21 protein-coding genes and 1 tRNA gene are annotated in these 21,215 nt (G+C 71.1%); 10 read left to right on the top strand and 12 right to left on the bottom strand.

What is annotated here, in order from left to right; translation table 11 throughout:
- Window positions 1–310 precede the first annotated feature (310 nt).
- The 4 genes from BUE44_RS13435 to BUE44_RS39250 all read right to left on the bottom strand — a co-directional run bounded on the left by BUE44_RS13435 (window position 311) and on the right by BUE44_RS39250 (window position 4,373).
- Window positions 311–1,480 (bottom strand): winged helix DNA-binding domain-containing protein, encoded by a 1,170-nt coding sequence (locus BUE44_RS13435; protein WP_073497704.1) that lies wholly within the window; start codon window positions 1,478–1,480, stop codon window positions 311–313.
- A 76-nt stretch (window positions 1,481–1,556) separates the two neighbouring features.
- The gene (locus BUE44_RS13440) at window positions 1,557–3,866 is read right to left on the bottom strand and encodes a heavy metal translocating P-type ATPase (RefSeq protein ID WP_073497706.1); all 2,310 of its coding nucleotides are present in this window, start codon (window positions 3,864–3,866) and stop codon (window positions 1,557–1,559) included.
- A 38-nt stretch (window positions 3,867–3,904) separates the two neighbouring features.
- On the bottom strand, window positions 3,905–4,117 hold the full coding sequence (locus tag BUE44_RS13445) for a heavy-metal-associated domain-containing protein (protein ID WP_073497708.1): 213 nt from the start codon (window positions 4,115–4,117) through the stop codon (window positions 3,905–3,907).
- Between the two features lie 127 nt (window positions 4,118–4,244).
- On the bottom strand, window positions 4,245–4,373 hold the full coding sequence (locus BUE44_RS39250) for a hypothetical protein (protein WP_265737157.1): 129 nt from the start codon (window positions 4,371–4,373) through the stop codon (window positions 4,245–4,247).
- A 170-nt stretch (window positions 4,374–4,543) separates the two neighbouring features.
- Here BUE44_RS39250 and panD point away from each other — a divergent pair, with 170 nt between their 5' ends.
- A complete protein-coding gene (gene panD / locus BUE44_RS13450; protein ID WP_073497710.1) occupies window positions 4,544–4,972 on the top strand; it encodes an aspartate 1-decarboxylase in 429 nt (142 codons plus the stop codon).
- A 61-nt stretch (window positions 4,973–5,033) separates the two neighbouring features.
- Here the strand turns inward: panD and BUE44_RS13455 are convergent, their stop codons facing one another.
- Window positions 5,034–5,237 (bottom strand): hypothetical protein, encoded by a 204-nt coding sequence (locus BUE44_RS13455; protein ID WP_073497712.1) that lies wholly within the window; start codon window positions 5,235–5,237, stop codon window positions 5,034–5,036.
- Between the two features lie 240 nt (window positions 5,238–5,477).
- Here BUE44_RS13455 and BUE44_RS13460 point away from each other — a divergent pair, with 240 nt between their 5' ends.
- Entirely contained in the window at window positions 5,478–6,287 is an 810-nt protein-coding gene (locus BUE44_RS13460) for a VOC family protein (RefSeq protein ID WP_073497714.1), read from the top strand.
- A gap of 7 nt (window positions 6,288–6,294) precedes the next feature.
- Here BUE44_RS13460 and BUE44_RS13465 read toward each other — a convergent pair whose 3' ends face one another.
- Together BUE44_RS13465 and BUE44_RS13470 are read right to left on the bottom strand one after the other, a co-directional pair.
- Complete coding sequence (locus BUE44_RS13465; RefSeq protein ID WP_159450249.1) at window positions 6,295–7,245, bottom strand: pseudouridine synthase; 951 nt, start codon at window positions 7,243–7,245, stop codon at window positions 6,295–6,297.
- A gap of 344 nt (window positions 7,246–7,589) precedes the next feature.
- Window positions 7,590–7,662 (bottom strand) — tRNA-Arg (locus tag BUE44_RS13470).
- Between the two features lie 330 nt (window positions 7,663–7,992).
- Here BUE44_RS13470 and BUE44_RS13475 point away from each other — a divergent pair.
- From BUE44_RS13475 to BUE44_RS13485, 3 genes are all read left to right on the top strand, one after another.
- Entirely contained in the window at window positions 7,993–8,499 is a 507-nt protein-coding gene (locus tag BUE44_RS13475; protein ID WP_073497718.1) for a hypothetical protein, read from the top strand.
- Between the two features lie 75 nt (window positions 8,500–8,574).
- Window positions 8,575–9,666 (top strand): LLM class flavin-dependent oxidoreductase, encoded by a 1,092-nt coding sequence (locus BUE44_RS13480; protein ID WP_073497720.1) that lies wholly within the window; start codon window positions 8,575–8,577, stop codon window positions 9,664–9,666.
- Complete coding sequence (locus BUE44_RS13485) at window positions 9,663–10,340, top strand: FMN reductase (protein ID WP_073497722.1); 678 nt, start codon at window positions 9,663–9,665, stop codon at window positions 10,338–10,340. The genes BUE44_RS13480 and BUE44_RS13485 overlap by 4 nt, the downstream gene beginning before the upstream one ends.
- A gap of 15 nt (window positions 10,341–10,355) precedes the next feature.
- On the opposite strand, the gene BUE44_RS13490 is transcribed toward BUE44_RS13485, so the two are convergent.
- Window positions 10,356–11,663, bottom strand: coding sequence for a hypothetical protein (locus BUE44_RS13490; protein ID WP_073497724.1), 1,308 nt, complete (start codon window positions 11,661–11,663; stop codon window positions 10,356–10,358).
- Between the two features lie 426 nt (window positions 11,664–12,089).
- Here BUE44_RS13490 and BUE44_RS13495 point away from each other — a divergent pair, with 426 nt between their 5' ends.
- A complete protein-coding gene (locus BUE44_RS13495; RefSeq protein ID WP_079189707.1) occupies window positions 12,090–13,628 on the top strand; it encodes an MFS transporter in 1,539 nt (512 codons plus the stop codon).
- A 78-nt stretch (window positions 13,629–13,706) separates the two neighbouring features.
- The gene (locus BUE44_RS13500; RefSeq protein WP_073497726.1) at window positions 13,707–14,537 is read left to right on the top strand and encodes an ABC transporter ATP-binding protein; all 831 of its coding nucleotides are present in this window, start codon (window positions 13,707–13,709) and stop codon (window positions 14,535–14,537) included.
- 69 nt (window positions 14,538–14,606) lie between these two features.
- On the opposite strand, the gene BUE44_RS13505 is transcribed toward BUE44_RS13500, so the two are convergent.
- Window positions 14,607–15,092 (bottom strand): MarR family winged helix-turn-helix transcriptional regulator, encoded by a 486-nt coding sequence (locus BUE44_RS13505; protein ID WP_073497728.1) that lies wholly within the window; start codon window positions 15,090–15,092, stop codon window positions 14,607–14,609.
- Between the two features lie 220 nt (window positions 15,093–15,312).
- Here BUE44_RS13505 and BUE44_RS13510 point away from each other — a divergent pair, with 220 nt between their 5' ends.
- Both BUE44_RS13510 and BUE44_RS13515 read left to right on the top strand, forming a co-directional pair.
- Window positions 15,313–15,966: a TetR/AcrR family transcriptional regulator gene (locus tag BUE44_RS13510; protein ID WP_073497730.1), complete on the top strand. Its 654-nt coding sequence runs from the start codon at window positions 15,313–15,315 to the stop codon at window positions 15,964–15,966.
- A 230-nt stretch (window positions 15,967–16,196) separates the two neighbouring features.
- On the top strand, window positions 16,197–17,708 hold the full coding sequence (locus BUE44_RS13515) for an MFS transporter (RefSeq protein WP_073497732.1): 1,512 nt from the start codon (window positions 16,197–16,199) through the stop codon (window positions 17,706–17,708).
- 196 nt (window positions 17,709–17,904) lie between these two features.
- Here the strand turns inward: BUE44_RS13515 and BUE44_RS13520 are convergent, their stop codons facing one another.
- The 3 genes from BUE44_RS13520 to BUE44_RS13530 form a co-directional block, all read right to left on the bottom strand.
- A complete protein-coding gene (locus BUE44_RS13520) occupies window positions 17,905–18,522 on the bottom strand; it encodes a hypothetical protein (RefSeq protein ID WP_079189708.1) in 618 nt (205 codons plus the stop codon).
- 20 nt (window positions 18,523–18,542) lie between these two features.
- Window positions 18,543–19,328 (bottom strand): dioxygenase family protein, encoded by a 786-nt coding sequence (locus tag BUE44_RS13525; RefSeq protein WP_073497734.1) that lies wholly within the window; start codon window positions 19,326–19,328, stop codon window positions 18,543–18,545.
- 113 nt (window positions 19,329–19,441) lie between these two features.
- Complete coding sequence (locus BUE44_RS13530; protein ID WP_073497736.1) at window positions 19,442–19,960, bottom strand: GNAT family N-acetyltransferase; 519 nt, start codon at window positions 19,958–19,960, stop codon at window positions 19,442–19,444.
- 234 nt (window positions 19,961–20,194) lie between these two features.
- Between BUE44_RS13530 and BUE44_RS13535 the strand changes: the two genes are divergently transcribed.
- The gene (locus BUE44_RS13535) at window positions 20,195–21,190 is read left to right on the top strand and encodes a sigma-70 family RNA polymerase sigma factor (RefSeq protein ID WP_073497738.1); all 996 of its coding nucleotides are present in this window, start codon (window positions 20,195–20,197) and stop codon (window positions 21,188–21,190) included.
- Window positions 21,191–21,215 lie beyond the last annotated feature (25 nt).

The raw sequence follows: 21,215 nt of genomic DNA on the forward strand, positions 1-21,215 counted from the left end.
GCTGCTGCCTCCCCAGGCGCGGTCCGCCGCGGCCGGTCGCGCCGCTTTGGGCTTGCGTCCTCCTATGCCCAGCCGTCGGTCCTCACCACGGGCCTCGCCCTTCCCCAGCGGAGGGTGAGCGTTTCCAGAGCGCGGGGAACTGCGTGCCCCTGGACCGAGCAGGCGCACCGCAAGGGGCAGCCACCCGGGGCGCGGGTAATTGCGCCACCAGGGACCACGGCGGGAGCGAAAGCGGCGCCCTGGCAGGGGGCAGCCACCCGGGGCGCCGCGGCCGGCCGCGGCGTAACGCAACGAGGGCGAACCGCGGCGGCTACGCGCTGAGGGCGCGCTCCAGCGGGGTGCGGAAGCGCGGCGTCACCCGCACATCGCCCAGCAGCGCGGCCAGCGCGTGCGCGGCTTCGTCGACCGCGGCGCAAGCCGCCGTGCCGCGGTCGGCGAGCCGGTGCCAGGCCACGGAGCCGTCGGCGCGCTGGGCCCAGGCGCCGATGACCTCGCCGTCCCACCACACAGTGGGCCCGATGTTGCCGGTGCGGTCGAAGAGCCCGTCGCGGGAGTCCGGCAGGAACCAGGCGCGGTCCTGCCAGCCCATGGCGGCCGGGTCCAGGGCGGGGAGCAGTTGGACCGTGGGCGGCCCGGCGGGCGCCTCGGACGGGTAGGCGTCACCCGGGAGGACGTAGGCCGTGGCGCCGTCGTCCAGGACGACCGCCTGGGCCCCGACCGCCCCGAGCGCCTTGCGGGTCTCGCCCAGGGTCCAGCCCGTCCACCACTTGAGGTCGGCCTCGGTGCCCGGCCCGTAGGCCCCAAGCCAGGTCTTCGCGAGCGCGGCACGCGCGGGCTCCGCGGGGACCTCGGGCAGCGGTTCGGCCTTGGCCCAGCGGAATTGGCCGCTGGTCCAGGACCCGGCCGGCCTGCGCCGCTCGATCCGCCCCTCCGCGGCCATCGTGCGGATGATCCGGCTCGCGACGTTCTGCGTCGCCTCGTAGGGTTTGCCGCGGGCGACGACGATCTGTTCGCGCAGCCGCGGCACGAGCCGGGACAGTTCGGCGCCGCTGCTCTCCGGGTGCGCGACCAGCGCCGCGGTGACCTCGGCCTCGACCTCGTCGAGCCACGCGGCGTCCCAGCCGCCGCCTTCCGCGAGGTGAGCGAGCAGGTTCTTGCGCTCCTTGACCGCGATGCGCCGCCCGGCGGCGGCGTACACCTCGGGCGCGAAGGCGCGCCGGACGACGAACATCGTGCGGCGCATCGCGAGCATCCGGGTGAGCGCCGCGGGCTGCGCGTACAGCTCCCGCTCCACGGCCGCGACGGCGGTGTCCGGGTCGGCCAGCCGGGCGGCGACGGCGAGATACACCGTCGCCGGATCCGTCGCGTGGACGGCGACCAGCCGCTCCACCACGTCGCCGACCCCGCCCGCCCGCGCCCCGAGCCGCGCCACCGCCCGTGCCCGCCGTGCCTGCGTCGAAAACCTCTGTGCCTGTGCCATCCGCACATCCTGACCGCCCGCCCGCCGGCGACGTGGTGAATTGCGCGGGCGGCCGCACTCCGCCTTACTCCGCGGCTTACTTCGCGCCTTGCTCCGCCAGCGGCGAGAACGTCCGCAACCGCAGGCTGTTGCCGACCACGAAAACCGACGAGAAGGCCATCGCGGCCCCGGCGACCATCGGGTTGAGCAGTCCGGCCGCGGCCAGCGGCAGGGCCGCGACGTTGTAGGCGAAGGCCCAGAACAGATTGGCCTTGATCGTCGTGAGCGTCCGCCGCGCCAGCCGGATCGCGTCCGCGGCGACCCGCAGATCCCCGCGGACGAGCGTGAGGTCGCCCGCCTCGATCGCCGCGTCCGTCCCCGTGCCCATCGCGAGCCCGAGGTCCGCCTGCGCCAGCGCGGCCGCGTCATTGACGCCGTCGCCGACCATGGCGACCGTGCGGCTCTCGGCCTGGAGCCGTCGGATGACGGCCACTTTTTCCTCGGGGAGGACTTCGGCGTGGACATCTGCCGCGTCGATGCCCACTTCCGCGGCCACTGCCGCCGCGACGGCCGCGTTGTCACCGGTGAGCAGCACCGGCCGCAGCCCGAGCGCGCGCAGCCGGCGTACGGCCTCCGCGCTGTCCGGCTTGACGGCGTCGGCGACGACGAGGACGGCCCTGGCGCGGCCTTCCCACCCGACGGCCACCGCCGTGCCGCCACCGGCCTCCGCTGCGGCCTTGGCACGTACCAGCTCCGGCGGCAGCGGCTGCGACCGGTCGCGCAGCAGCTGCTCGCGGCCGACCAGCACCGTGCGGCCGTCCACCACGCCCTCGACGCCGAGGCCCGGCAGGTTGGTGAAGCCGTCGACGGCGGGCAGTTCGCCGACCCGGTCCGCCGCCCCCGCGGCGACGGCCCGCGCGACGGGGTGCTCGGAGGCGTGCTCGAGGGCCCCCGCGAGCCGCAGCACGTCGCCTTCCTCGACGCCGTCGGCGAGCAGGACACCGGTCAGCGTCATCGAACCGGTGGTGACCGTACCGGTCTTGTCGAGCACGATCGTGTCGACGGCCCGGGTCGACTCCAGGACCTCAGGGCCCTTGATGAGGATGCCGAGCTGCGCGCCGCGCCCGGTGCCGACCATGAGCGCGGTGGGCGTCGCGAGGCCCAGCGCGCACGGACAGGCGATGATCAGCACGGCGACGGCGGCGGTGAACGCGGCCTGCGCGCCCTCGCCGAGCGCCAGCCACGCCGCCAGGGTGCCCAGCGCCAGCACGATGACGGTGGGCACGAAGACCCCGGAGACGCGGTCGGCGAGCCGCTGGGCGGCCGCCTTGCCGTTCTGGGCGTCCTCCACGAGCCGCGCCATCCTGGCCAGCTGGGTGTCGGCGCCGACCCTGGTGGCCGCCACGACCAGCCGCCCGCCGGCGTTCACGGTGGCGCCGGTGACCCGGTCACCGGGGCCGACCTCGACCGGCACCGACTCGCCGGTGAGCATCGACGCGTCGACGGCCGACGCGCCGTCCACCACCAGGCCGTCGGTGGCGATCTTCTCGCCCGGCCGTACGACGAAGCGGTCGCCGACCGCCAGGTCGCCGACGGGGATCCGTATCTCAGCGCCGGAGCGCAGCACCGCGACGTCCTTGGCGCCGAGTTCGAGCAGCGCCCGCAGGGCGGCGCCGGCCCGGCGTTTGGCGCGCGCCTCGAAGTAGCGGCCGGCGAGGATGAAGGCGGTGACGCCGGCGGCCGCCTCCAGGTAGATCTCGCTGCCGCCCCGGGAACGGGACACCGTCAGCCGGAAGGCGTCGGTCATGCCGGTCATCCCGGCATCGCCGAAGAAAAGCGCCCACAAGGACCAGCCGAAGGCGGCCAGCGTGCCGACCGATACCAGGGTGTCCATGGTGGCGGCGCGGTGCCGCAGGTTCGTCCAGGCGGCGCGGTGGAAGGGCCAGCCCGCGTAGACGACGACCGGCGAGGCCAGGGTCAGCGACAGCCACTGCCAGTTGTCGAACTGCGCCGCGGGCACCATCGCCAGCACGATCACCGGGACGGCCAGCACGACCGCGGTGGTCAGGCGCAGGCGCAGCGACGCCAGTTCGGCGTCGGCCGCCGGGGCGCCCGCGTCCTGCGGCGCCTGGCCGGCGCCGGTCGCGGGCGGCGGGGGGAGCGCGGCGGTGTAGCCGGTGGCCTCGACCGTCGCGATCAGGTCGGCTACGGCGACACTGTCGCCGTAGCCGACCTTCGCCTTCTCGGTCGCGTAGTTGACGGTGGCGGTGACGCCGTCCATGCGGTTGAGCTTCTTCTCGATCCTGGCGGCGCAGGACGCGCACGTCATGCCGCCGATCTCCAGCTCGACCCACCGGCCGGCCGGCTGCCCGCCGCGGTCCTCGTGCCGTACGTCCGTGCTGCTCATCGCCGCTCCCCTTGCCGCTGCCCCCCCGCTGTGTGCGGTCAGGCCCGCCCGACCAACTCGTAGCCCGCCTCGTCGACCGCCGCCCGTACCGTGTCGTCGTCCACGGGGCCTTCCGCGTCGATGGTCAGCAGACCGGTCGAGGCGACCGCCTTGACGGAGGTGACGCCGGGGATCGCGGTGACCTCCCGGGTGATCGCGGACTCGCAGTGGCCGCAGCTCATCCCGGACACCGAGTAGACGACATCGCTCATGGTCCTGCTCCTTGTCGCGTGGCCGGGGACGGCCCGTTCCGTCCCCTCTCGCTGCCAGCTTATACCCCCTAGGGGTATTTCGACGAAGACCCCCCAGGCGTACGGCGCGGCAATGTACGCAGCCGTTTCACTCGTCCGCCGCCAGCCGGTCGAGCAGCGCCGCGGCCAGTCGCAGCACCTCGCGCTCGGTGTCGTTCAGCTCGGTGTCCATCCGCTCGCACAGCCACGCGTCGCCGTGGCGGACGTCGCGGGCCATCGTGTGCGCCTCCCGTGCGAGGGCGCCCCGGGAAGGGCGGCGGCCTGAGAGATAGCGCACTCCGCCCGCCACCCGCCGACGCGTGGGAGACCAGGGCCTTTACCCTGGTCGAGTCGGCGCGTACCCCGGGCGGGGACGCGACCTTCCCGTTCACACCAGGAGGCGGCACCGTGCTGCGCACCATGTTCAAATCCAAGATCCACCGGGCCACCGTGACGCATGCGGACCTGCACTACGTCGGGTCCGTGACGGTCGACGCCGAGTTGATGGACGCCGCCGACCTGCTGCCGGGCGAGTTGGTGCACATTGTCGACATCACCAACGGCGCCCGGCTGGAGACGTATGTCATCGAGGGCGAGCGCGGCTCCGGCGTGATCGGGATCAACGGCGCCGCGGCACACCTCGTGCACCCCGGGGACCTGGTGATCCTGATCAGTTACGCGCAGGTCGACGACGCGGAGGCCCGCGCCCTGCGGCCCGCCGTGGTCCATGTCGACGCCACGAACCGGATCGTCGCCCTCGGGGACGACACCGCGGAGCCGGCACCTGGCAGCGATTCCGTACGTCCCCCGCACGCGGCGGCCCGCGCGTCCGTCTGACCGACGGAGTGTCAAAGGCCCCGCAAGCACGGGGCTATGCAGCCGTCACCACCGCGGCGGATTACGCCGCCGTCACGACCGCGGCGCCCATGACCGGCCCGGACACCGGGCGTATCCCCACCCGGGCGCCGCGCGCCGCGGCGGTCCAGCGAGCGCGCAACCGCGCCAGCTCCGCCAACTCTTCGGCCGTCCACGGCCGGTCGCCGTGCTCCTGCACATAGGCGCGCAGAGCGGCGTTCGCGTGATCGAGACTTCCCCCGTACATGTGAACCACCCTAGACGGGGGCACTGACAAACCCCGAATCGGTTGACCACCGCCCGTGCCCGGGCAGCCACGGTCAGCCAGCCTCCGTCCGTGCCTCTGACCTGGCCAGGAGGTCGCCGCCGAGCGTGGGAACCCTGATTGTCGGTGGCTGATGCCATGCTGAGTGTGAGGGAGGACACAGCGTCCAAATCCGGCAGATCGATCGCCTCACCGATCACTCGGCCCACGGAGGTCTCCATCATGCTCACCAATGACTACGCGCCCGGCACGCCCAACTGGGTGGACCTGGGCAGCCGCGACGTCACGGCGGCGGCCGCCTTCTACGGTGACCTGTTCGGCTGGCAGTTCCAGTCGGCGGGGCCGGAGATGGGGGATTACGGGATGTTCCAGCGGGACGGCGAGACCGTCGCGGCGCTCGGCCCGCTCCAGGACGAACACGCCCAGCCCGCCTGGACGATCTACTTCCACACGCCCGACGCGGACGCCACGACCAAGGCCGTCGAGCAGGCCGGCGGCAGCGTCCGCTTCCCGCCGATGGCGGTCGCGGAGCAGGGCAGGCTCGCCGGGTATTCCGATCCGAGCGGGGCCGAGTTCGCGGTCTGGGAGCCGGGGACGACCGCCGGCCTGGACCGGGTCGGCGACGGCGGCCTGTGCTGGACGGAGCTGTACACGACGGACGCCGCGAAGGCCAAGCAGTTCTACGGCGCGGTCTTCGACTGGGACTACGAGGACATGCCGCTGCCGGGCGACGCGGGCTCGTATGTGGTGGCGTCACGCTCCGGTGGCGGCCGGCAGGGCTCGCACGCCGGCATCATGCAGCTGGGCACGGACATGCTGCCCGAGGGCACCAGTTACTGGCAGCCGTATTTCTCGGTGGCCGATGTGGACGGGACGGTGGCGAAGACCGTGGCACGCGGCGGCGCGGTGCTGATGCCGGGCACCGACATGGCGGGTGTGGGCAGGCTCGCGCTGCTCAGGGACCCCGAGGGCGCTTTTTTCTCGCTGCTGCACGCGGCGGATCCGCAGGTCCCGGTGTCCCCGGGGTCCTGACGTCCGCTCAGGCGCCGTTGCCGGCCCAGGCGGCCAGCCGCCGACCGCTCTCGAAGCGCACCGTCCGCCCGGTCAGCGGGTCGGTGAATTCCAGCGCGCGGGCGAGAAGTTGCAGCGGCCGGGACCAGTCGTCCGCGTCGGCCTCCGGCAATTGCCGGGGGTAGAGGGGGTCGTGCAGCAGCGGCAGTCCCAGGCCGGCCATGTGCAGCCGCAGCTGGTGGGTCCGCCCGGTCGCGGGAAGCAGCAGGTAGCGGCCGAGGCCGTCGCGGTGCTCGAGCAGTTCGACACGGCTCTCGGCGTTCGGCGGCCCTTCCGCCTGCTCCTCGGCCGCCATCCGCCCGCGCTCCTTGACGATCCGGCTGCGTACGGTGAGTGGCAGCCTCACCGCCGGGTCGTGACGGGCCACGCCCTCGTACTCCTTGCGGACCTGCCGATCCCGGAAGAGCGTCTGGTAGGCGCCGCGGTCCTCGGGACGTACGACGAAGAGCACCAGGCCCGCGGTCAGCCGGTCCAGCCGGTGGGCGGGGGAGAGCAGCGGCAGGTCGAGGCTGTCCCGCAGCCGGGAGAGCGCGGTCTGCGTGATGTGGCGGCCGCGCGGGGTGGTGGCCAGGAAGTGCGGCTTGTCGGCGACGACGATCCGCTCGTCGCGGTGGACGACGTCGACCGCGTAGGGCACCTCCGCCTCGGGCGCCCGGTCGCGGTGGAACCAGACCCAGCCGCCCGGCTCGTACGGCGTCGCCGCGTCCACCGGCCCTTGCACGGTCACGAACCGCCCGGCGGCGAGCATCGCCTCCACCTGGTCGGCACCGGCCACGGGACCGTACCGCTCCAGCAGATGGTCCCGTACCGTCGTCCAGCGCCCCGCCCCGTCCCCGGGCAGCCGCACCCGTACGGCGTCCACCCCGGCGTGCTGCGGCAGCGGTGACGGCGGCGGCCTGCGCCCTGCCCTGCGAGCCACGTGTCCCGCACCTCTTCCGCCGTCCGCCCGTCGCCACGCCGATCCTGGGACATCGGCTTCGGGAGGGCGACAGGAAGCAGCGTACGCGCGGACGAGCCCCGCCGCGGAGGTGCCGCCGGTCACCGAGTGGCCTCGTACGCAGCCGGCCATCGCGGAGGCGGCGCACCGACTCGCGCCGCGAAGCGTTCCGTGCCGAACGGTGTCGATCCCTCGGGGGATATTCAGGGGGCCGGCAGCCCGCCCGCTCGCGCATCGCCCGCGCAAACGGCCCCGGACGACGGGTCCGAGGCCGCGTGACAAGCTGCTGATCCAACGAAACCGCCGGTCAAGGCGACTTCGGGTTGTGCCCCAGGCAGGATTCGAACCTGCGACACCGGCTTTAGGAGAGCCGTGCTCTATCCCCTGAGCTACTGGGGCAATTCCACGCCGGCCCGTGTCCCCCGGCCCTTCGCGGCCGTCTGGCAGCGGTGGTCGCGCGGGTTCGGAATGGCGGGTCTTGCGACGTGGAACAGGGTAGCGGATGCGTCGGCTGGGGGTGGGCGCCGGGCCGCCGCCCCGGGCGTTCGGGCGCCGGGCGCGGTGGCGGGGCGCCAGGAAGCGGCAGTCCGCCGCATGACACGGACCGGTGGCCCACGGGGCACGGCGAGAGCCACCTCGGCAGCCCCGCGGCACGTGCCGCTCGCCCGTTCGGCCCTACGGTGGGCGGTGCACGGGCGGTGCGCGCCCGCGGGGCCGGAAGGGGGCACGGTGGAAGCGGAGTTGACGGCGTTGGCGACCTCGGGAGCCACGACCGTGGTCGGGCTGATGGCTTCGGACGCGTGGGCGCAGGTACGAGGGCGGCTGGCGCGTTTCTTCGCCCGGGGCGGCGAGGCCGGAGCGGTGGACGCGGAGCTCGAGCAGTCCCGCCAGGAGCTGACCGCGGCCCGCGCGGCGGACGACGACCTCGCGGCGGGCGACGTCGAGGCCGAGTGGCGTACGCGGTTGCGCCGTACGCTCGGCGCGGACCCGGCGGCCGCGGAGGAGCTGCGCCGGCTGCTGGCCGAGCTGGACCCGGCGGGGGCTGCAGGCCAGGCGCCGACGAGCGTCGTGCACAACACCTTCAGCGGTGGCGTCAACCACGGGGTGGTGATGCAGGGCCGGGACTTCCGGTTCGGGGCCATGACCTTCCACGCTTCGGGGGCCGTGCCTCCGGAGGCGGCCGAGGGGACGGAGCCGGGCGGGGAGCCGCCCGCCGGGGAAGAGCCGGACCGGTGAGCAGCGGGCGGGAATAGGCGAGGAAGGCACGCGGTTCAGGCGGTTGAACAATCAATCAATTGGACGGTGGGTGAGATGCAGTTCGGGATCTTCACAGTCGGCGACGTCACCACGGACCCGACGAACGGACGCACGCCGAGCGAGCACGAGCGGATCAAGGCGATGGTCACCATCGCGCGGAAGGCCGAGGAGGTCGGGCTCGACGTCTTCGCCACGGGTGAGCACCACAACCCGCCCTTCGTGCCGTCGTCGCCGACCACCATGCTCGGCTACATCGCCGCGCGCACAGATCGCCTGATCCTGTCGACGTCCACCACGCTCATCACCACCAACGACCCGGTCAAGATCGCGGAGGACTTCGCGATGCTCCAGCACCTGGCGGACGGCCGCGTCGACCTGATGATGGGCCGCGGCAACACCGGCCCGGTCTACCCGTGGTTCGGCAAGGACATCCGGCAGGGCATACCGCTCGCCGTGGAGAACTACGCCCTGCTCCACAAGCTGTGGCGTGAGGACACGGTCGACTGGGCCGGCAAATTCCGCACGCCGCTGCAGTCCTTCACCTCCACCCCGCGCCCGCTGGACGGCGTCCCGCCCTTCGTCTGGCACGGCTCCATCCGCAGCCCGGAAATCGCCGAACAGGCCGCGTACTACGGTGACGGCTTCTTCGCCAACAACATCTTCTGGCCGAAGGAGCACTTCAAGAAGCTCGTCGGGTTGTACCGCGAACGCTATGCGTACTACGGGCACGGCTCACCCGACCAGGCGATCGTCGGACTGGGTGGTCAGGTGTTCATGCGAAAGAACTCGCAGGACGCGGTACGGGAATTCCGGCCGTATTTCGACAACGCGCCGGTATATGGCCACGGGCCGTCCCTGGAGGAATTCACCGATCAGACACCGCTGACCGTCGGATCGCCGCAGGAGGTCATCGACAAGACGCTGACCTTCCGCGAGTCCTTCGGCGACTACCAGCGGCAGCTGTTCCTGATGGACCACGCCGGGCTGCCGCTCCGTACGGTGCTGGAACAACTCGACCTGCTCGGCGAGGAGGTCGTCCCCGTCCTGCGCCGCGAATTCGCCAAGGGGCGCCCGGCTCACGTGCCGGACGGCCCCACCCACCGGTCCCTGCTCGCCGCCCGCGACACCCAGGAGGTCCAGGCATGACCACCCGCCTCGTCGTGATCACCGCCGGCCTCGGCCGCCCCTCCTCGACCCGGCTGCTCGCCGACCGGCTGACCGCCGCGACCCAGCGGTACGTCACCGACGGCAATGTCGACAATGCGGGCGGCGGTGGCGTCGGCGTCGGTGAAGTCGGCGGTGACATCGGGGGTGACGTCGAGGTGCGGGTCGTCGAGCTGCGCGACCTCGCCAGCGACATCGCGCAGAACATGGTGACCGGCTTCCCCGGCCCGCGGCTGCGCGACGCCGTCGACGCCGTCACCTCCGCCGACGGCCTCATCGCGGTGACGCCGGTCTTCACCGGCTCCTACAGCGGGCTGTTCAAGTCCTTCTTCGACGTCATCGACAAGGACGCGCTGACAGGCATCCCGGTCCTGATCGCGGCGACCGGCGGAACCGCCCGCCACTCCCTGGTCCTGGAACACGCCATGCGCCCGCTTTTCAGCTATCTGCGGGCGGTCGTGTTGCCGACAGCGGTGTACGCGGCGACCGAGGACTGGGGTGCGGCGGGGGACGACGCCCTCGCCCTGCGCATCGACCGCGCCGCCGCCGAACTCGCCGGCCAGGTCACCGCCCGCTCCGTACGGCGTCCAGCGGCGGCTGAGGAAACGTTCATTCCGTTCGACCGGCAGCTCGCCGCCCTGACCCCGAAAGGGTGAGTTGCCGGGACACCGCTACGCGGAAGTCACCCTCGCGACGTCCGGTTGACGCCGGTCGTCGAGGAATTCGATGACCGCCAGTACGGCGACAGCCACCACCGCGATCCAGACGACGACCAAGCCGGTCGGGTAGGGCCACAGCAGCAGCGCGAGGCCCGCACCGCCGACGACCACCCACCGCAGTGCAAGGCGGTAGCGGTGGACCCACGGACCCACCGGCCCGGTCGTCCTGATCCCCACGGCCTGCCGCACCGCGGCGATCCCCGTCTCCCACGCCGTCGTGACCCGCTCCGCCCACCGCCCTGAACCGCTCAGCCACGCCCCGGCTGCGACCACGATCCCCAGGACGATCAGCATCCGCACCGTCACCCGTAGAAAACGTACGATCTGGTCATAGATCGCACCCGCTGCCGCCTCGTTCGTGCCCGCGGGCAGGTGATCCAGATAGATGATCCGAAAGATCACCAGTCCGATCCCGAGCACCGCCGCACCCGCGGCGATTCCCAGCGCTGCTGCCACCAGAGCGCGCCGCCTGCGTGCGGCGAGCAGCACGCCGACGGCCGCCAGGACGACGGTGACGACCGGCAGCCAATTGCCGGTGATCTGCAGCCAACGAAAACCGGTGCGCGCCCGCCGTACGTCCTCGGACTTCACCAGCGTGAAGTCGGTCCGCACCTCGGGAATGAGTGACGCCGCACTCAGCCCCTGGGCCAGCAGCCGCTGCTTCACCTGGGTGACGACCGGCGCGAGGTCCAGTACGACGGCGTCGCCGTTCACCTTCACCGCCGTGTCGCTGTCCCCGGTCAGAGCACCGGTGAAGGCCGCGTGCGCCTGCCGGTTCAGCTGCTCCCACAGCGTGGCGAAGGCGTCGCTCGCCACGAAGCGCGCCACCGTCTGCCGCACGACGTCCCTGATCCCGCCGGTGATCGGCCCGCGCAGCGTGCCGAGCGCCTTTTCCAGCCCCGGCCGGTCGCTGGGCGCCACGCCGGACAGCAGCGAGTCGAGGTCCAGCTTGGCCATGGCCGCGTCGGTCACCCGGTCGGTCACTGCGGCCCTGACGTCGGGGTGCCGGGCCAGCGGGGCGACCGTCGCCACGTACCGGTCGGTGTCCGCCATCTCGTCTGCGACCCACACGGCGACGGCACTGAGCGGGGCGAGCACCGCGGCCAGTGTGATCAGCAGCGCGGACAGGGCGGCCCGCCACCGCCGCCGGGCGGGGAGACGTTTGCGCAGCGCGAGCAACTCGGCACGTTCGTCGGCGCCCAGCGGCCCGTCCCCCGGTTCGGCGGCGCCTCCCGCCGGGCCGTCCGCGCTCGTCGCCATATGCGTGCTCCCTTACCGCGGTCGGGTCGCGGCCACTGCCTTCCCGCCAGCCAACGGCCCCGCGGCCGTACCCGCGCGCGCAACTGCTGCGTCCGGGTGTCGGCGGCACTCACCCTTCCGGGTGACGGCGGACTACACCTGCTGACTGCGGTCCGCTCAGCGGGTCACTCGAACGGGTGAGGGTGCGTTAGTGGTTTCGACCTCGCGGTTAGTGATCGTTGTGCAGGTGCAGCACCACACTCCGTGGCCGTCATCGCCACCAGGGACGGTCGTCCGATGGCGGTCGCGGTGGATTGCCGCCCCACCCTGCCCGACACCGCCGCCCCCGCCGCAGGGGCCGCGGCGTCCCGCGTGGCGGGGTCGTTGAACTGGACCTAGCGTGGAAATCCCGGGGGACGCGCGCGAGCGCAAAAGGAGACCCACGCCATGGCCCGAAGGTCCTCCGAGGCACCAGCCGCAGCCGGCCGCGCCCGCGCGACCGGCCCGCCGTCCGGACAGGACGACTTCTCCGAACCTCCCGCCCACCGCTGGTGGGTGTTGTGCGTGATCGGCCTCGCCCAGTTGATGGTCGTACTGGACGCCACGATCGTGACCATCGCGCTGCCCTCGGCCCAGCGCGACCTCGGCTTCAGCGACGGTGACCGCCAGTGGGTCGTCACCGCGTACGCGCTGGCATTCGGCTCCCTGCTGCTGTTCGGCGGCCGGCTCGCCGACCTCGTCGGCCGCAAGCGGATCTTCCTGATCGGCCTGGTCGGCTTCGCCGCGGCGTCGGCGATCGGCGGTGCGGCGCCGAGCTTCGAGATCCTGGTGATGGCCCGCGCCCTGCAGGGCGCCTTCGGCGCGATCCTCGCCCCCGCCGCCCTGTCACTGCTGACCACGACCTTCACCGACTCCAGGGAACGCGCGAAGGCCTTCGGTATCTACGGAGCCATCGCAGGCGCCGGTGCGGCGGTCGGGCTCCTGCTCGGCGGCATCCTCACCGAATACCTGGACTGGCGCTGGTGCCTGTACGTCAATCTGATCTTCGCCTTCATCGCCTTCGCTGGCGGCATGCGGCTGCTGCGCTCGGGCGCCCCACCCGGCCGCGCGCATCTCGACATCCCCGGCACGCTGCTCGTCTCCGGCGGCCTGTTCTGCATCGTCTACGGCTTCTCCAACGCCCAACGGCACTCGTGGAGCACCCCCAGCACCTGGGGCTTCCTGCTGACCGGCACGATCCTGCTTGCGGCCTTCGTGTGGTGGCAGCTGCGTGCCCGTCACCCGCTGCTGCCGATGCGGGTGGTCGCCGACCGCGACCGCGGGGCGTCGTTCATTGCGATGTTCCTGTCCGGCGCCGGAATGTTCGGCGTGTTCCTCTTCCTGACGTATTACCTGCAACGCACGCTCGGCTATTCACCGGTGAAAACCGGCCTCGCCTTCCTGCCCATGGTGGCGCTGCTGGTGATCGCCTCAGTGACGACCACCAACGTGCTGGTGCCGAAACTGGGCGCCAAACCGATCGTCCCCACCGGCATGCTGCTGGCCGCCGGCGCCATGGGGTGGATGACCGCGCTGGACGGCAACAGCACGTACGTGGCGCACGTCATGCCGCCGCTGCTCCTGCTGGGCCTCGGTCTCGGCCTGATCTTCGCCACGGCAATGAACCTCGCCACCGCCGGCAACAAGCCGGCCGACGCCGGTGTCGCCTCGGCCATGGTGAACACCAGCCAGCAGGTCGGCGGCTCCGTCGGCACCTCACTGCTCAACACCCTCGCGACGAGTGCCGCCACCAGTTACCTCGTCGGCCGCCGCCCGACACCTGGGGCGGTCGCACAGGCGCAACTGCACAGCTACGCCGTCGCCTATTGGTGGTCCGCGGGGTTCTTCGCCTTCGGCTTCGTGGTGACTTTCCTGCTCTTCCGGCCGGGACCGCCGCGTATTGCCGAGTCCGCGCCGGATGAGAGCCCGTCGCCTGCCGGCCAGTGACCGTACGCGGCGCCGGCGCCGTATCCACATGGCGGAAACGGCCACCGTAAAGTTGTTGCCTACAGCTATCGTTCGGCCATGACAGCTGACGCGACAGGTGCGACCCCCGCCGCGGTCGCCGTTATGGACGGCGTCAGCGTGCGTCGCCACACCACGGGCCAGGTCATCCTCGACGGCATCGACTGGACCGTGGGCGCGGGGCAGCACTGGGCGCTGCTCGGTGCGAACGGCGCGGGGAAGACCACGGTCCTGCGCCTGATCGGCGCCCTCATGCACCCCACCACCGGTACGGTCGAGGTCCTCGGCCACCGCCTCGGCCGGGTCGACATGCGCGAGCTGCGCGCCCGCATCGGCCTGGTCTCCTCCGCGCAGAAGGTGCCGCTCGACGCGACCGCCCACACCGTCGTCCTGACCGGGCACACCGGCACGGTGCAGCCGCTGTGGCGGAAGTACGACAGGGACGTACGCGACCGTGCGACCGCGCTCCTGACCGAACTGGAGATCAAGGACCTCGCCGAGCGCCCCTACGGCGTCTGCTCAGGCGGCCAGCGAGCCCGCATCCTGGTGGCGCGGGCGCTGATGGCCGACCCGTCGCTGCTGCTGCTCGACGAGCCCTTCAACGCCCTCGACCTGCCCTCGCGCGAGGACCTGATCGACGCCATGCACCGGCTCGCGACGACCAGGGCGGGGCTGGCCACCGTCACGGTCACCCACCACCTGGAGGAGCTGTCACCGGCGATCGGCCATGTGCTGCTGCTCAAGGAGGGCCGGGTACTGACCTCCGGCCCCGCTGAGCAGGTGCTCACCGGGGCGTGGATGACGCGCTGCTTCGGCCGGCCGATCGAGGTGAGCCGGCACGAGGGCCGGTGGCTGGCGCGCTCCGGGAGCGCAAGGTCGGCGACGCAGTGAGCGTCGGCTCACCACCACGCACTCACCCCCGCAGGTGACATGCGCGGCGCCGCGTTGACCGGGCCGCGTTCACCGCAGCCAGGGCACGTCCGCGCCGTCCGGCTGATGCAGACCCTCGGCAACGAGCCGCGAGATTTCACCGAGCCGCCGGCTCTGCTCGGCAGTGAGCCGGTCGAAGATCGCGGCGCGGACGGCAGCGACATGTCCGGGCGCGATACGCACCAGCTCCGTATGGCCGGCGTCGGTCAGTACGCACACCTGGCCGCGCCGGTCGGTGGGGCAGTTCTCGCGGCGCACCCAGCCGTTACCCTCGAGGCGCGATACGGCGTGCGACAACCGGGACCGGGTGATTTTGGCCTGCTCGGCGAGTTCGGTCATCCGCATCTTCCGGCCGGGCGCCTCGGACAAGGTACTCAGCAGCGCGTAGTACATGTGCGGCATACCGGCGTCGCGCTGCAGCTGACGGTCGAGATGATCTTCTAGCAGCGTGGTGGCATGCAGAAACGCCCGCCAGGTCGTCTGCTCCTCTTCGGTCAGCCATGTCATGGCGTTCATGCTACGGGCACTTCTTGAAGCTTCAATGAAAGTCCTCCCTTGCGCCGGGTCGCCCGCAGGCGGGTGATCGCGAAACTGAGACGCAGGTCACGCGATCACCCCGAAATATCCGGGGAACGGCTCCCTGTTTAGTGTGGTGATCGGAAACGGGGATCGTTTTTCCGTTTCCTCGTCACGCCCGACCCATGCCACCCGACACGTCACCGGAGGGAGTCCGACCATGCCGCCCGCCACGGAGACCGCCGTGCCGCCGCGAGCCGTGCGCCTGCGTGCGGACGCCACCCGGAACCGGGAGCGTATCGTCGCAGCCGCGCGCGAGGCGCTCGTCGAACTCGGCCCCGACGTCCCCCTCGACGAGGTGGCACGCAGGGCGGGCGTCGGCAATGCCACGCTCTACCGGCACTTCACCGACCGCGCGGAGCTGATCCGCCAGGTCACGTTGTCAGTGATGGCCCGTACAGTGAAACGAGCCGAGGACGCACTGGCACAGGAGCCGGACGCGTTCGCCGCGCTCAGCCGTTTCGTCTTCGAAGCGGCGGACGAGCGGATCGGCGCCCTGTGCCCCCTGCTCTCCGACGTTTTCGACCGCCAGGACCCCGCGGTCGCCAGCCAGGTCGAACAGATGCAACGATCGATCAGCGCCATCATGGAACGCGCCCAGAGCGCGGGCCAGTTGCGCACCGACATCGCCGTCGGTGACCTGATGGTCGCCGTGACGCAGCTCACCCGGCCGCTCCCCGGCACCTGCTGCGCAGGCTTCGACCGTTTCGTCCGTCGCCACCTGCAACTGTTCCTCGACGGCCTGCGCGCGCCCGCGTGCTCGGTGCTCGCCGGGGATGCCGCGACTCTGGAGGAACTGCAAGCCCGTCAGTAACAAACCGTTCGCAATGCCCATCAGTCGGGTTATAGCGTCATCAGGTTCGCCGTGCCCGTGAACCTGCGCAACCCGAGTCAGCCGCTCGTCCTGCCTGAGCAGAGCCGGACCCGAACGCCAAGGCCGGCAGGGATCCCTGACCCCGATCCACCGCCGCAGTACGGCGCCGGACCTTTCGCTGACCCACGTCCCCACGTCCTGTCACTCCGCATCCCATAGTGAGATCAGTAATGCCTGAAACACCTCAGCCGGATCCGAAGCGCTGGACAGCGCTGATATTCATCGCGATAGCCCAGTTGATGGTCGTGCTCGACGCGACCATCGTGAACATCGCGCTGCCGTCCGCCCAAGCCGACCTCGGGATCTCCGACGGCAACAAGCAGTGGGTCATCACCGCGTACACCCTGGCCTTCGGCGGTCTGCTGCTCTTCGGCGGCCGGGTGTCCGACCTGTGGGGACGTAAGAACACCTTCATCGTCGGCCTGCTCGGTTTCGCCGCCGCCTCCGCAATAGGCGGCGCCGCGGTGAATACCGCCATGCTGCTGGGCGCCCGCGCCCTCCAGGGCGTCTTCGGGGCCCTGCTCGCACCCGCCGCACTGTCACTTCTCACGGTGACCTTCACCGACGCCAAGGAGCGCGCCAAGGCGTTCGGCATCTATGGCGCCATCGCCGGCGCCGGCGCCGCCGTCGGCCTGATCCTCGGCGGCGTGCTCACCCAGGCCCTGAACTGGCGCTGGGCGCTCTTCGTGAACATCCTCTTCGCGATCGTCGCCGCCATCGGTGCCATCACCGTCATCCGCGAACCCGCCCAGGGCCGCAACCACAACCGCCTGGACATTCCCGGCGTGATCCTCGTCAGCGCGGGCCTGGTCGCCCTCGTATACGGCTTCACCCGCGCAGACAGCGACGGCTGGACGGCCGGCATCACCCTCGGCCTGTTCGTGGCCTCCGTGGTGCTGTTGGCGGCGTTCGTGTTCGTGGAGAGCCGCGTCCCGGCCCCGCTTCTGCCGCTGCGCGTCGTGACCGACCGCAACCGCGGCGGCGTCTACCTGTCGCTGGGCCTGGCCATCATCGGCATGTTCGGCCTGTTCCTCTTCCTGACCTTCTACCTGCAGCTGGTGATGGGCTACTCGGCCATCAAGTCGGGCTTCGCCTTCCTGCCGATGATCGCCGGCATGATCGTCGGCTCCACCCAGATCGGCACCCGGCTGATGCTGCGGGTCCGCCCGCGCCTGCTGATGGCTCCCGGCTTCATGGTCGCCGCCGTCGGCATGGCGATCCTGGCCCAGATCAAGGTCGACTCCTCCTACGCGGCGGTGCTGCTGCCCGGCCTGATCCTGATGGGCCTCGGTATGGGCACGGCCTTCATGCCCGCGATGAGCCTGGCAACGCAGGGGGTGCGCCCCGAGGACGCCGGTGTCGCCTCCGCAATGGTCAACACCTCGCAGCAGGTCGGCGGCTCCATCGGCACCGCACTGCTGAACACCCTCGCCACCAGCGCGACCGCGACCTGGGTGTCCGCGCACGTCACGTCGAAGTCCGACCTCAAGCAGAAGCTATTTGTCAACGAATCGTTGGTGCATGGCTACTCCGTTGCCATCTACTGGGCGACGGCGATCCTCGCGCTGTCCTCGGTGATCGCCTTCTTCCTGGTCAACGCCGGCGTGCAGGGCGGCCAGCCGCAGCGCGTCGACGGCGACGAGGCGGCCGACGACGTCGTGATCCCGGTCATCGCACACTGATCGCGGGGCGGTGCGACCACGCGGTCGCCGCGACCGCCCGGTAGTAGTCGTCATGCCAACGGCAGGTCCCCACCGCTTCCGTTCACTCGGAAGAGTGGGGACCTGCCGTTTTGTCGCACCGGCGAGGATACGGAGATGCGGACGCGGCACTGCGGCGACGTCCAGGAATGCTTGCCCTACAGGCCTCCACGGGCTCCTACAGGCCCTCCGGCCACGAGTACGCCGACGGCACCTGCACCCTGTCGGCCGGGGCGCCGTAGACAATGGCGATCTCCTCGTGAGCGGCCAGCTTGATCGAGGCGGGGTCGCCGGTCTGCTCCTTGCCGTTGACGTAGACGTGCAACTCCTTGCCGCCACCGGTCTTGAACGTGCCGAGGATGTTGCTACCGATGGGCACGCTCCACTCGGTCATGAACTGTCCGAGGGTGAATTCCGCCTGTACCGGCGACTCGATGTGCACGACGCCCGACGTGTCATGCGTGTGCAGCGGGCTGATCTGCTGCTTGGCGGCGTCGATACCGATCTGGGCCGGTACTGTCACCGCCTTGCCGTCCATGAACACGTCGAGGTGGCTGTGGATGTGCAGCACCTGGCCCTCCTGCCCGAGCATCGGCAGCCCGGCCGCCTTGGTCTGCGCGCTGGCATCAGGAGGCGCGGGCCACTTCACGGACGACGCCGCCGGCTTGTCGTCGGCGCCGGCGGCACTCGTGGCGCCGGCCGGGTCCTTCTTGCTGTCGGAACTGCACGCGGCCAGGGTCAAGGCGCCGGCCAGGACGGCCACGCTGATCGCGACGCGTCTTTTCTGCTTGGGCATGGGGTGGGGTGTCTTCCTGTTCAGCCGAGTTGGACGGAGCGCTTCGCGAGTCCCATCCAGAATCCGTCGATGATGCTGCGCTGGCTGCCGAGATCGGACTCGGCGGCGCCGAGCGTAACGAACAGCGGGGCGAAGTGCTCGGTTCGCGGGTGCGCCAGCTGGCCGGCCGGTGAGGTGTGCTCGAAGTCCAGCAGTGCGTCGACGTCCTGCGCGTCCAGCGCCCGCCGGCCCCAGTCGTCGAATTCCGCCGACCATGTCGGCGGCTGCGGGCCGGCGTGGCGGAGGGCGGCGAGATTGTGGGTGAAGAAGCCGCTACCGACGATCAGCACGCCCTCATCGCGCAGCGGCGCCAGACGGCGGCCGATGTCCAGCAGCCCGGCCGGGTCCAGCGTCGGCATCGACACCTGCAGCACGGGAATGTCCGCGCCGGGGAACATCTCCACCAGCGGCACGTACGCCCCGTGGTCCAGGCCCCGGTCGGGTACGTCCTGCACTGGGCTGCCGGCCCGGCGCAGCAGTTTGCGCACGTCCTCGGCCAGCTCCGGCGCGCCCGGCGCCGGATAGGTCACCTGGTAGTAGCGCTCGGGGAAGCCCCAGAAGTCGTAGACCAGCGGTACGGCGGCGGTGGCGCCGATCGCCAGCGGGGCGTCCTCCCAGTGCGCCGAGATGATCAGTACGGCCTTGGGCCGCGGCAGGCCGGCCGCCCAGGCGGCCAGCTGCCCGGGCCACACCGGGTCGTCCGCGAGCGGCGGAGCGCCGTGCGAGAGGTAGAGCGCGGGCATGCGCTCCGTGGCGGCTGCGGTCATGGCGCCCTCCTTGAATGTTCAAGAGTACGCAACGACGGTAGCGCTGCCTGATTGAAACTTCAAATACCCCCGCCTATTGCCGCGGCTTCCTCTGTCAGGAGGGTGTCGCCGCCTCAGCTCAGCCGCTTCTCCAGCCACGCCACGTCGTGGTAAGTGCCGAACTTCCGGCCGACCTCCTCGTACACCCCGATCTGCTGGAAGCCGAAACGCTGGTGGATGCGTATCGACGCCTCGTTGGGCAGTGTCACGCCCGCATACGCCCGGTGCACGTCCTCGTCGGCCAGTACCTCGAACAGAGCCGCGTACAGCAGCGTGCCGATCCCGCGCCCGCCGGCCTCGGGCGACAGGTAGATGCTGGTTTCCACCGATGTGGCGTACGCGGCCTTCGGGCGGAACGGACTGCTGGTGGCGTAACCGAGAATCCGTCCGTCACCCGCCGGCTGGGCAACCAAGAGCCGGTGGGGGCCGTCTTCCGGGTGGGAGAGCAACCAGGGGCGGCGCTCGTCGGGGGTGACCGGGTCGATGTCGAAAGTGATCGGCGTCTCACGGATGTAGTGGTTGTAGATCTCGGTCAGCGCCGCCAGATCCTCCTCCCTACCCGCTCTGACCTGGACGTCCGTACGTTGCAACATGACATGACCTTTCAATGTGGCCGGACAGGGTACTGCATGATCATAAAAAATAGGTGACGACATGGGAATTGTGTCCGGATTCCAGTCGTTATCCCGATCGGATGGGGCAAGCGCACAGCAGAGCCGCAGAGCTACGGCAGCCAACGCACCGGCTGCACCGGCAACTCCACGGCATCGGCTGCGACCGCACCCGGTCCGACCGAGACCGACCGCACCTTCGTAAAGGGAGCACGCATGGCAACCCGTGCCGTCGCCCGTCGTCACGCAGGCGGGACCAGCAGCGTTCGCGCCGCAGGCGGGGAAGTAGCCGACCGCGACCTCGTCGGCATGTACCTGGACGAGATCGCGCGTACGCCGCTGCTCGACGCCGCCCGCGAGGTCGAGCTTTCCCGAGACATCGAAGCAGGCGTCTACGCCGAGCGTATCCTCGCCGCCGACCCCCAGCTGCCTGCGGGAGCGGGCGGCGACAGCAAGCGCGAAGAGCTCGAGGCCTTGGTGGCCGCAGGCGAGCGCGCCAAGGACATCTTCATCCGTTCCAACCTGCGCCTCGTCGTCGCGGTGGCCAGGCGCTATCCGCGCAGCGGTCTGCCGCTGCTCGACCTGATCCAGGAAGGGAATGCCGGCCTGGTCCGCGCCGTCGAGAAGTTCGACTACGCCAAGGGCTTCAAGTTCTCCACCTACGCGACCTGGTGGATCCGCCAGGCCATCACCCGGTCCATCGCCGACCAGTCCCGCACCATCAGGCTGCCCGTGCACCTCGTCGAGGAGCTGGGCCGGATCCGGCGCGTGCAGCGCGAGTTCAACCGCGAGCACGGCCGCGACGCCGAGCCTGCGGAGATCGCCACCGAACTCGCCTCCACCCCGGAGCGTGTTTCGGACGTCCTGGACTGGGCACGTGACCCGGTGTCGCTAAATATGTCGGTGGACGCCGAGGGCGAGACCGAGTTCGGTGACCTGGTCGAGGACGGCGCCGCGCCGTCGCCAGAGGATTCGGTGCTGGTCATGCTGCGTCGCGAGGAGTTGGACGGCCTGATCGACCGACTGGACGATCGCACTGCCTCCATCATCCGAGCCCGCTATGGCATCGTGGACGGCCGTGAGCGCACACTGACCGAGGTGGGCAAGGAGCATGGTCTCACCCGGGAGCGCATCCGCCAGATCGAGAAGCACGCCCTCGCCGACCTCAAGCGGATGGCCCGCGCGACCGGCCTGGACTACGAAGCCGCCTGACAATTCCACAACCGCCGGTCTCCGG

The sequence above is a fragment of the Actinacidiphila paucisporea genome, from assembly GCF_900142575.1.
In the GTDB taxonomy this organism is placed as follows: domain Bacteria; phylum Actinomycetota; class Actinomycetes; order Streptomycetales; family Streptomycetaceae; genus Actinacidiphila; species Actinacidiphila paucisporea.

Excerpts from the sequence above, each read along its gene's own strand:
- BUE44_RS13435 (WP_073497704.1), bottom strand. The coding sequence starts at position 1,480 with ATGGCACAGGCACAGAGGTTTTCGACGCAGGCACGGCGGGCACGGGCG.
- BUE44_RS13440 (WP_073497706.1), bottom strand. The coding sequence starts at position 3,866 with ATGAGCAGCACGGACGTACGGCACGAGGACCGCGGCGGGCAGCCGGCC.
- BUE44_RS13445 (WP_073497708.1), bottom strand. The coding sequence starts at position 4,117 with ATGAGCGATGTCGTCTACTCGGTGTCCGGGATGAGCTGCGGCCACTGC.
- BUE44_RS39250 (WP_265737157.1), bottom strand. The coding sequence starts at position 4,373 with ATGGCCCGCGACGTCCGCCACGGCGACGCGTGGCTGTGCGAGCGGATG.
- BUE44_RS13455 (WP_073497712.1), bottom strand. The coding sequence starts at position 5,237 with ATGTACGGGGGAAGTCTCGATCACGCGAACGCCGCTCTGCGCGCCTAT.
- BUE44_RS13460 (WP_073497714.1), top strand. The coding sequence starts at position 5,478 with ATGCTCACCAATGACTACGCGCCCGGCACGCCCAACTGGGTGGACCTG.
- BUE44_RS13480 (WP_073497720.1), top strand. The coding sequence starts at position 8,575 with ATGCAGTTCGGGATCTTCACAGTCGGCGACGTCACCACGGACCCGACG.
- BUE44_RS13485 (WP_073497722.1), top strand. The coding sequence starts at position 9,663 with ATGACCACCCGCCTCGTCGTGATCACCGCCGGCCTCGGCCGCCCCTCC.
- BUE44_RS13490 (WP_073497724.1), bottom strand. The coding sequence starts at position 11,663 with ATGGCGACGAGCGCGGACGGCCCGGCGGGAGGCGCCGCCGAACCGGGG.
- BUE44_RS13495 (WP_079189707.1), top strand. The coding sequence starts at position 12,090 with ATGGCCCGAAGGTCCTCCGAGGCACCAGCCGCAGCCGGCCGCGCCCGC.
- BUE44_RS13500 (WP_073497726.1), top strand. The coding sequence starts at position 13,707 with ATGACAGCTGACGCGACAGGTGCGACCCCCGCCGCGGTCGCCGTTATG.
- BUE44_RS13505 (WP_073497728.1), bottom strand. The coding sequence starts at position 15,092 with ATGAACGCCATGACATGGCTGACCGAAGAGGAGCAGACGACCTGGCGG.
- BUE44_RS13510 (WP_073497730.1), top strand. The coding sequence starts at position 15,313 with ATGCCGCCCGCCACGGAGACCGCCGTGCCGCCGCGAGCCGTGCGCCTG.
- BUE44_RS13515 (WP_073497732.1), top strand. The coding sequence starts at position 16,197 with ATGCCTGAAACACCTCAGCCGGATCCGAAGCGCTGGACAGCGCTGATA.
- BUE44_RS13520 (WP_079189708.1), bottom strand. The coding sequence starts at position 18,522 with ATGCCCAAGCAGAAAAGACGCGTCGCGATCAGCGTGGCCGTCCTGGCC.
- BUE44_RS13525 (WP_073497734.1), bottom strand. The coding sequence starts at position 19,328 with ATGACCGCAGCCGCCACGGAGCGCATGCCCGCGCTCTACCTCTCGCAC.
- BUE44_RS13530 (WP_073497736.1), bottom strand. The coding sequence starts at position 19,960 with ATGTTGCAACGTACGGACGTCCAGGTCAGAGCGGGTAGGGAGGAGGAT.
- BUE44_RS13535 (WP_073497738.1), top strand. The coding sequence starts at position 20,195 with ATGGCAACCCGTGCCGTCGCCCGTCGTCACGCAGGCGGGACCAGCAGC.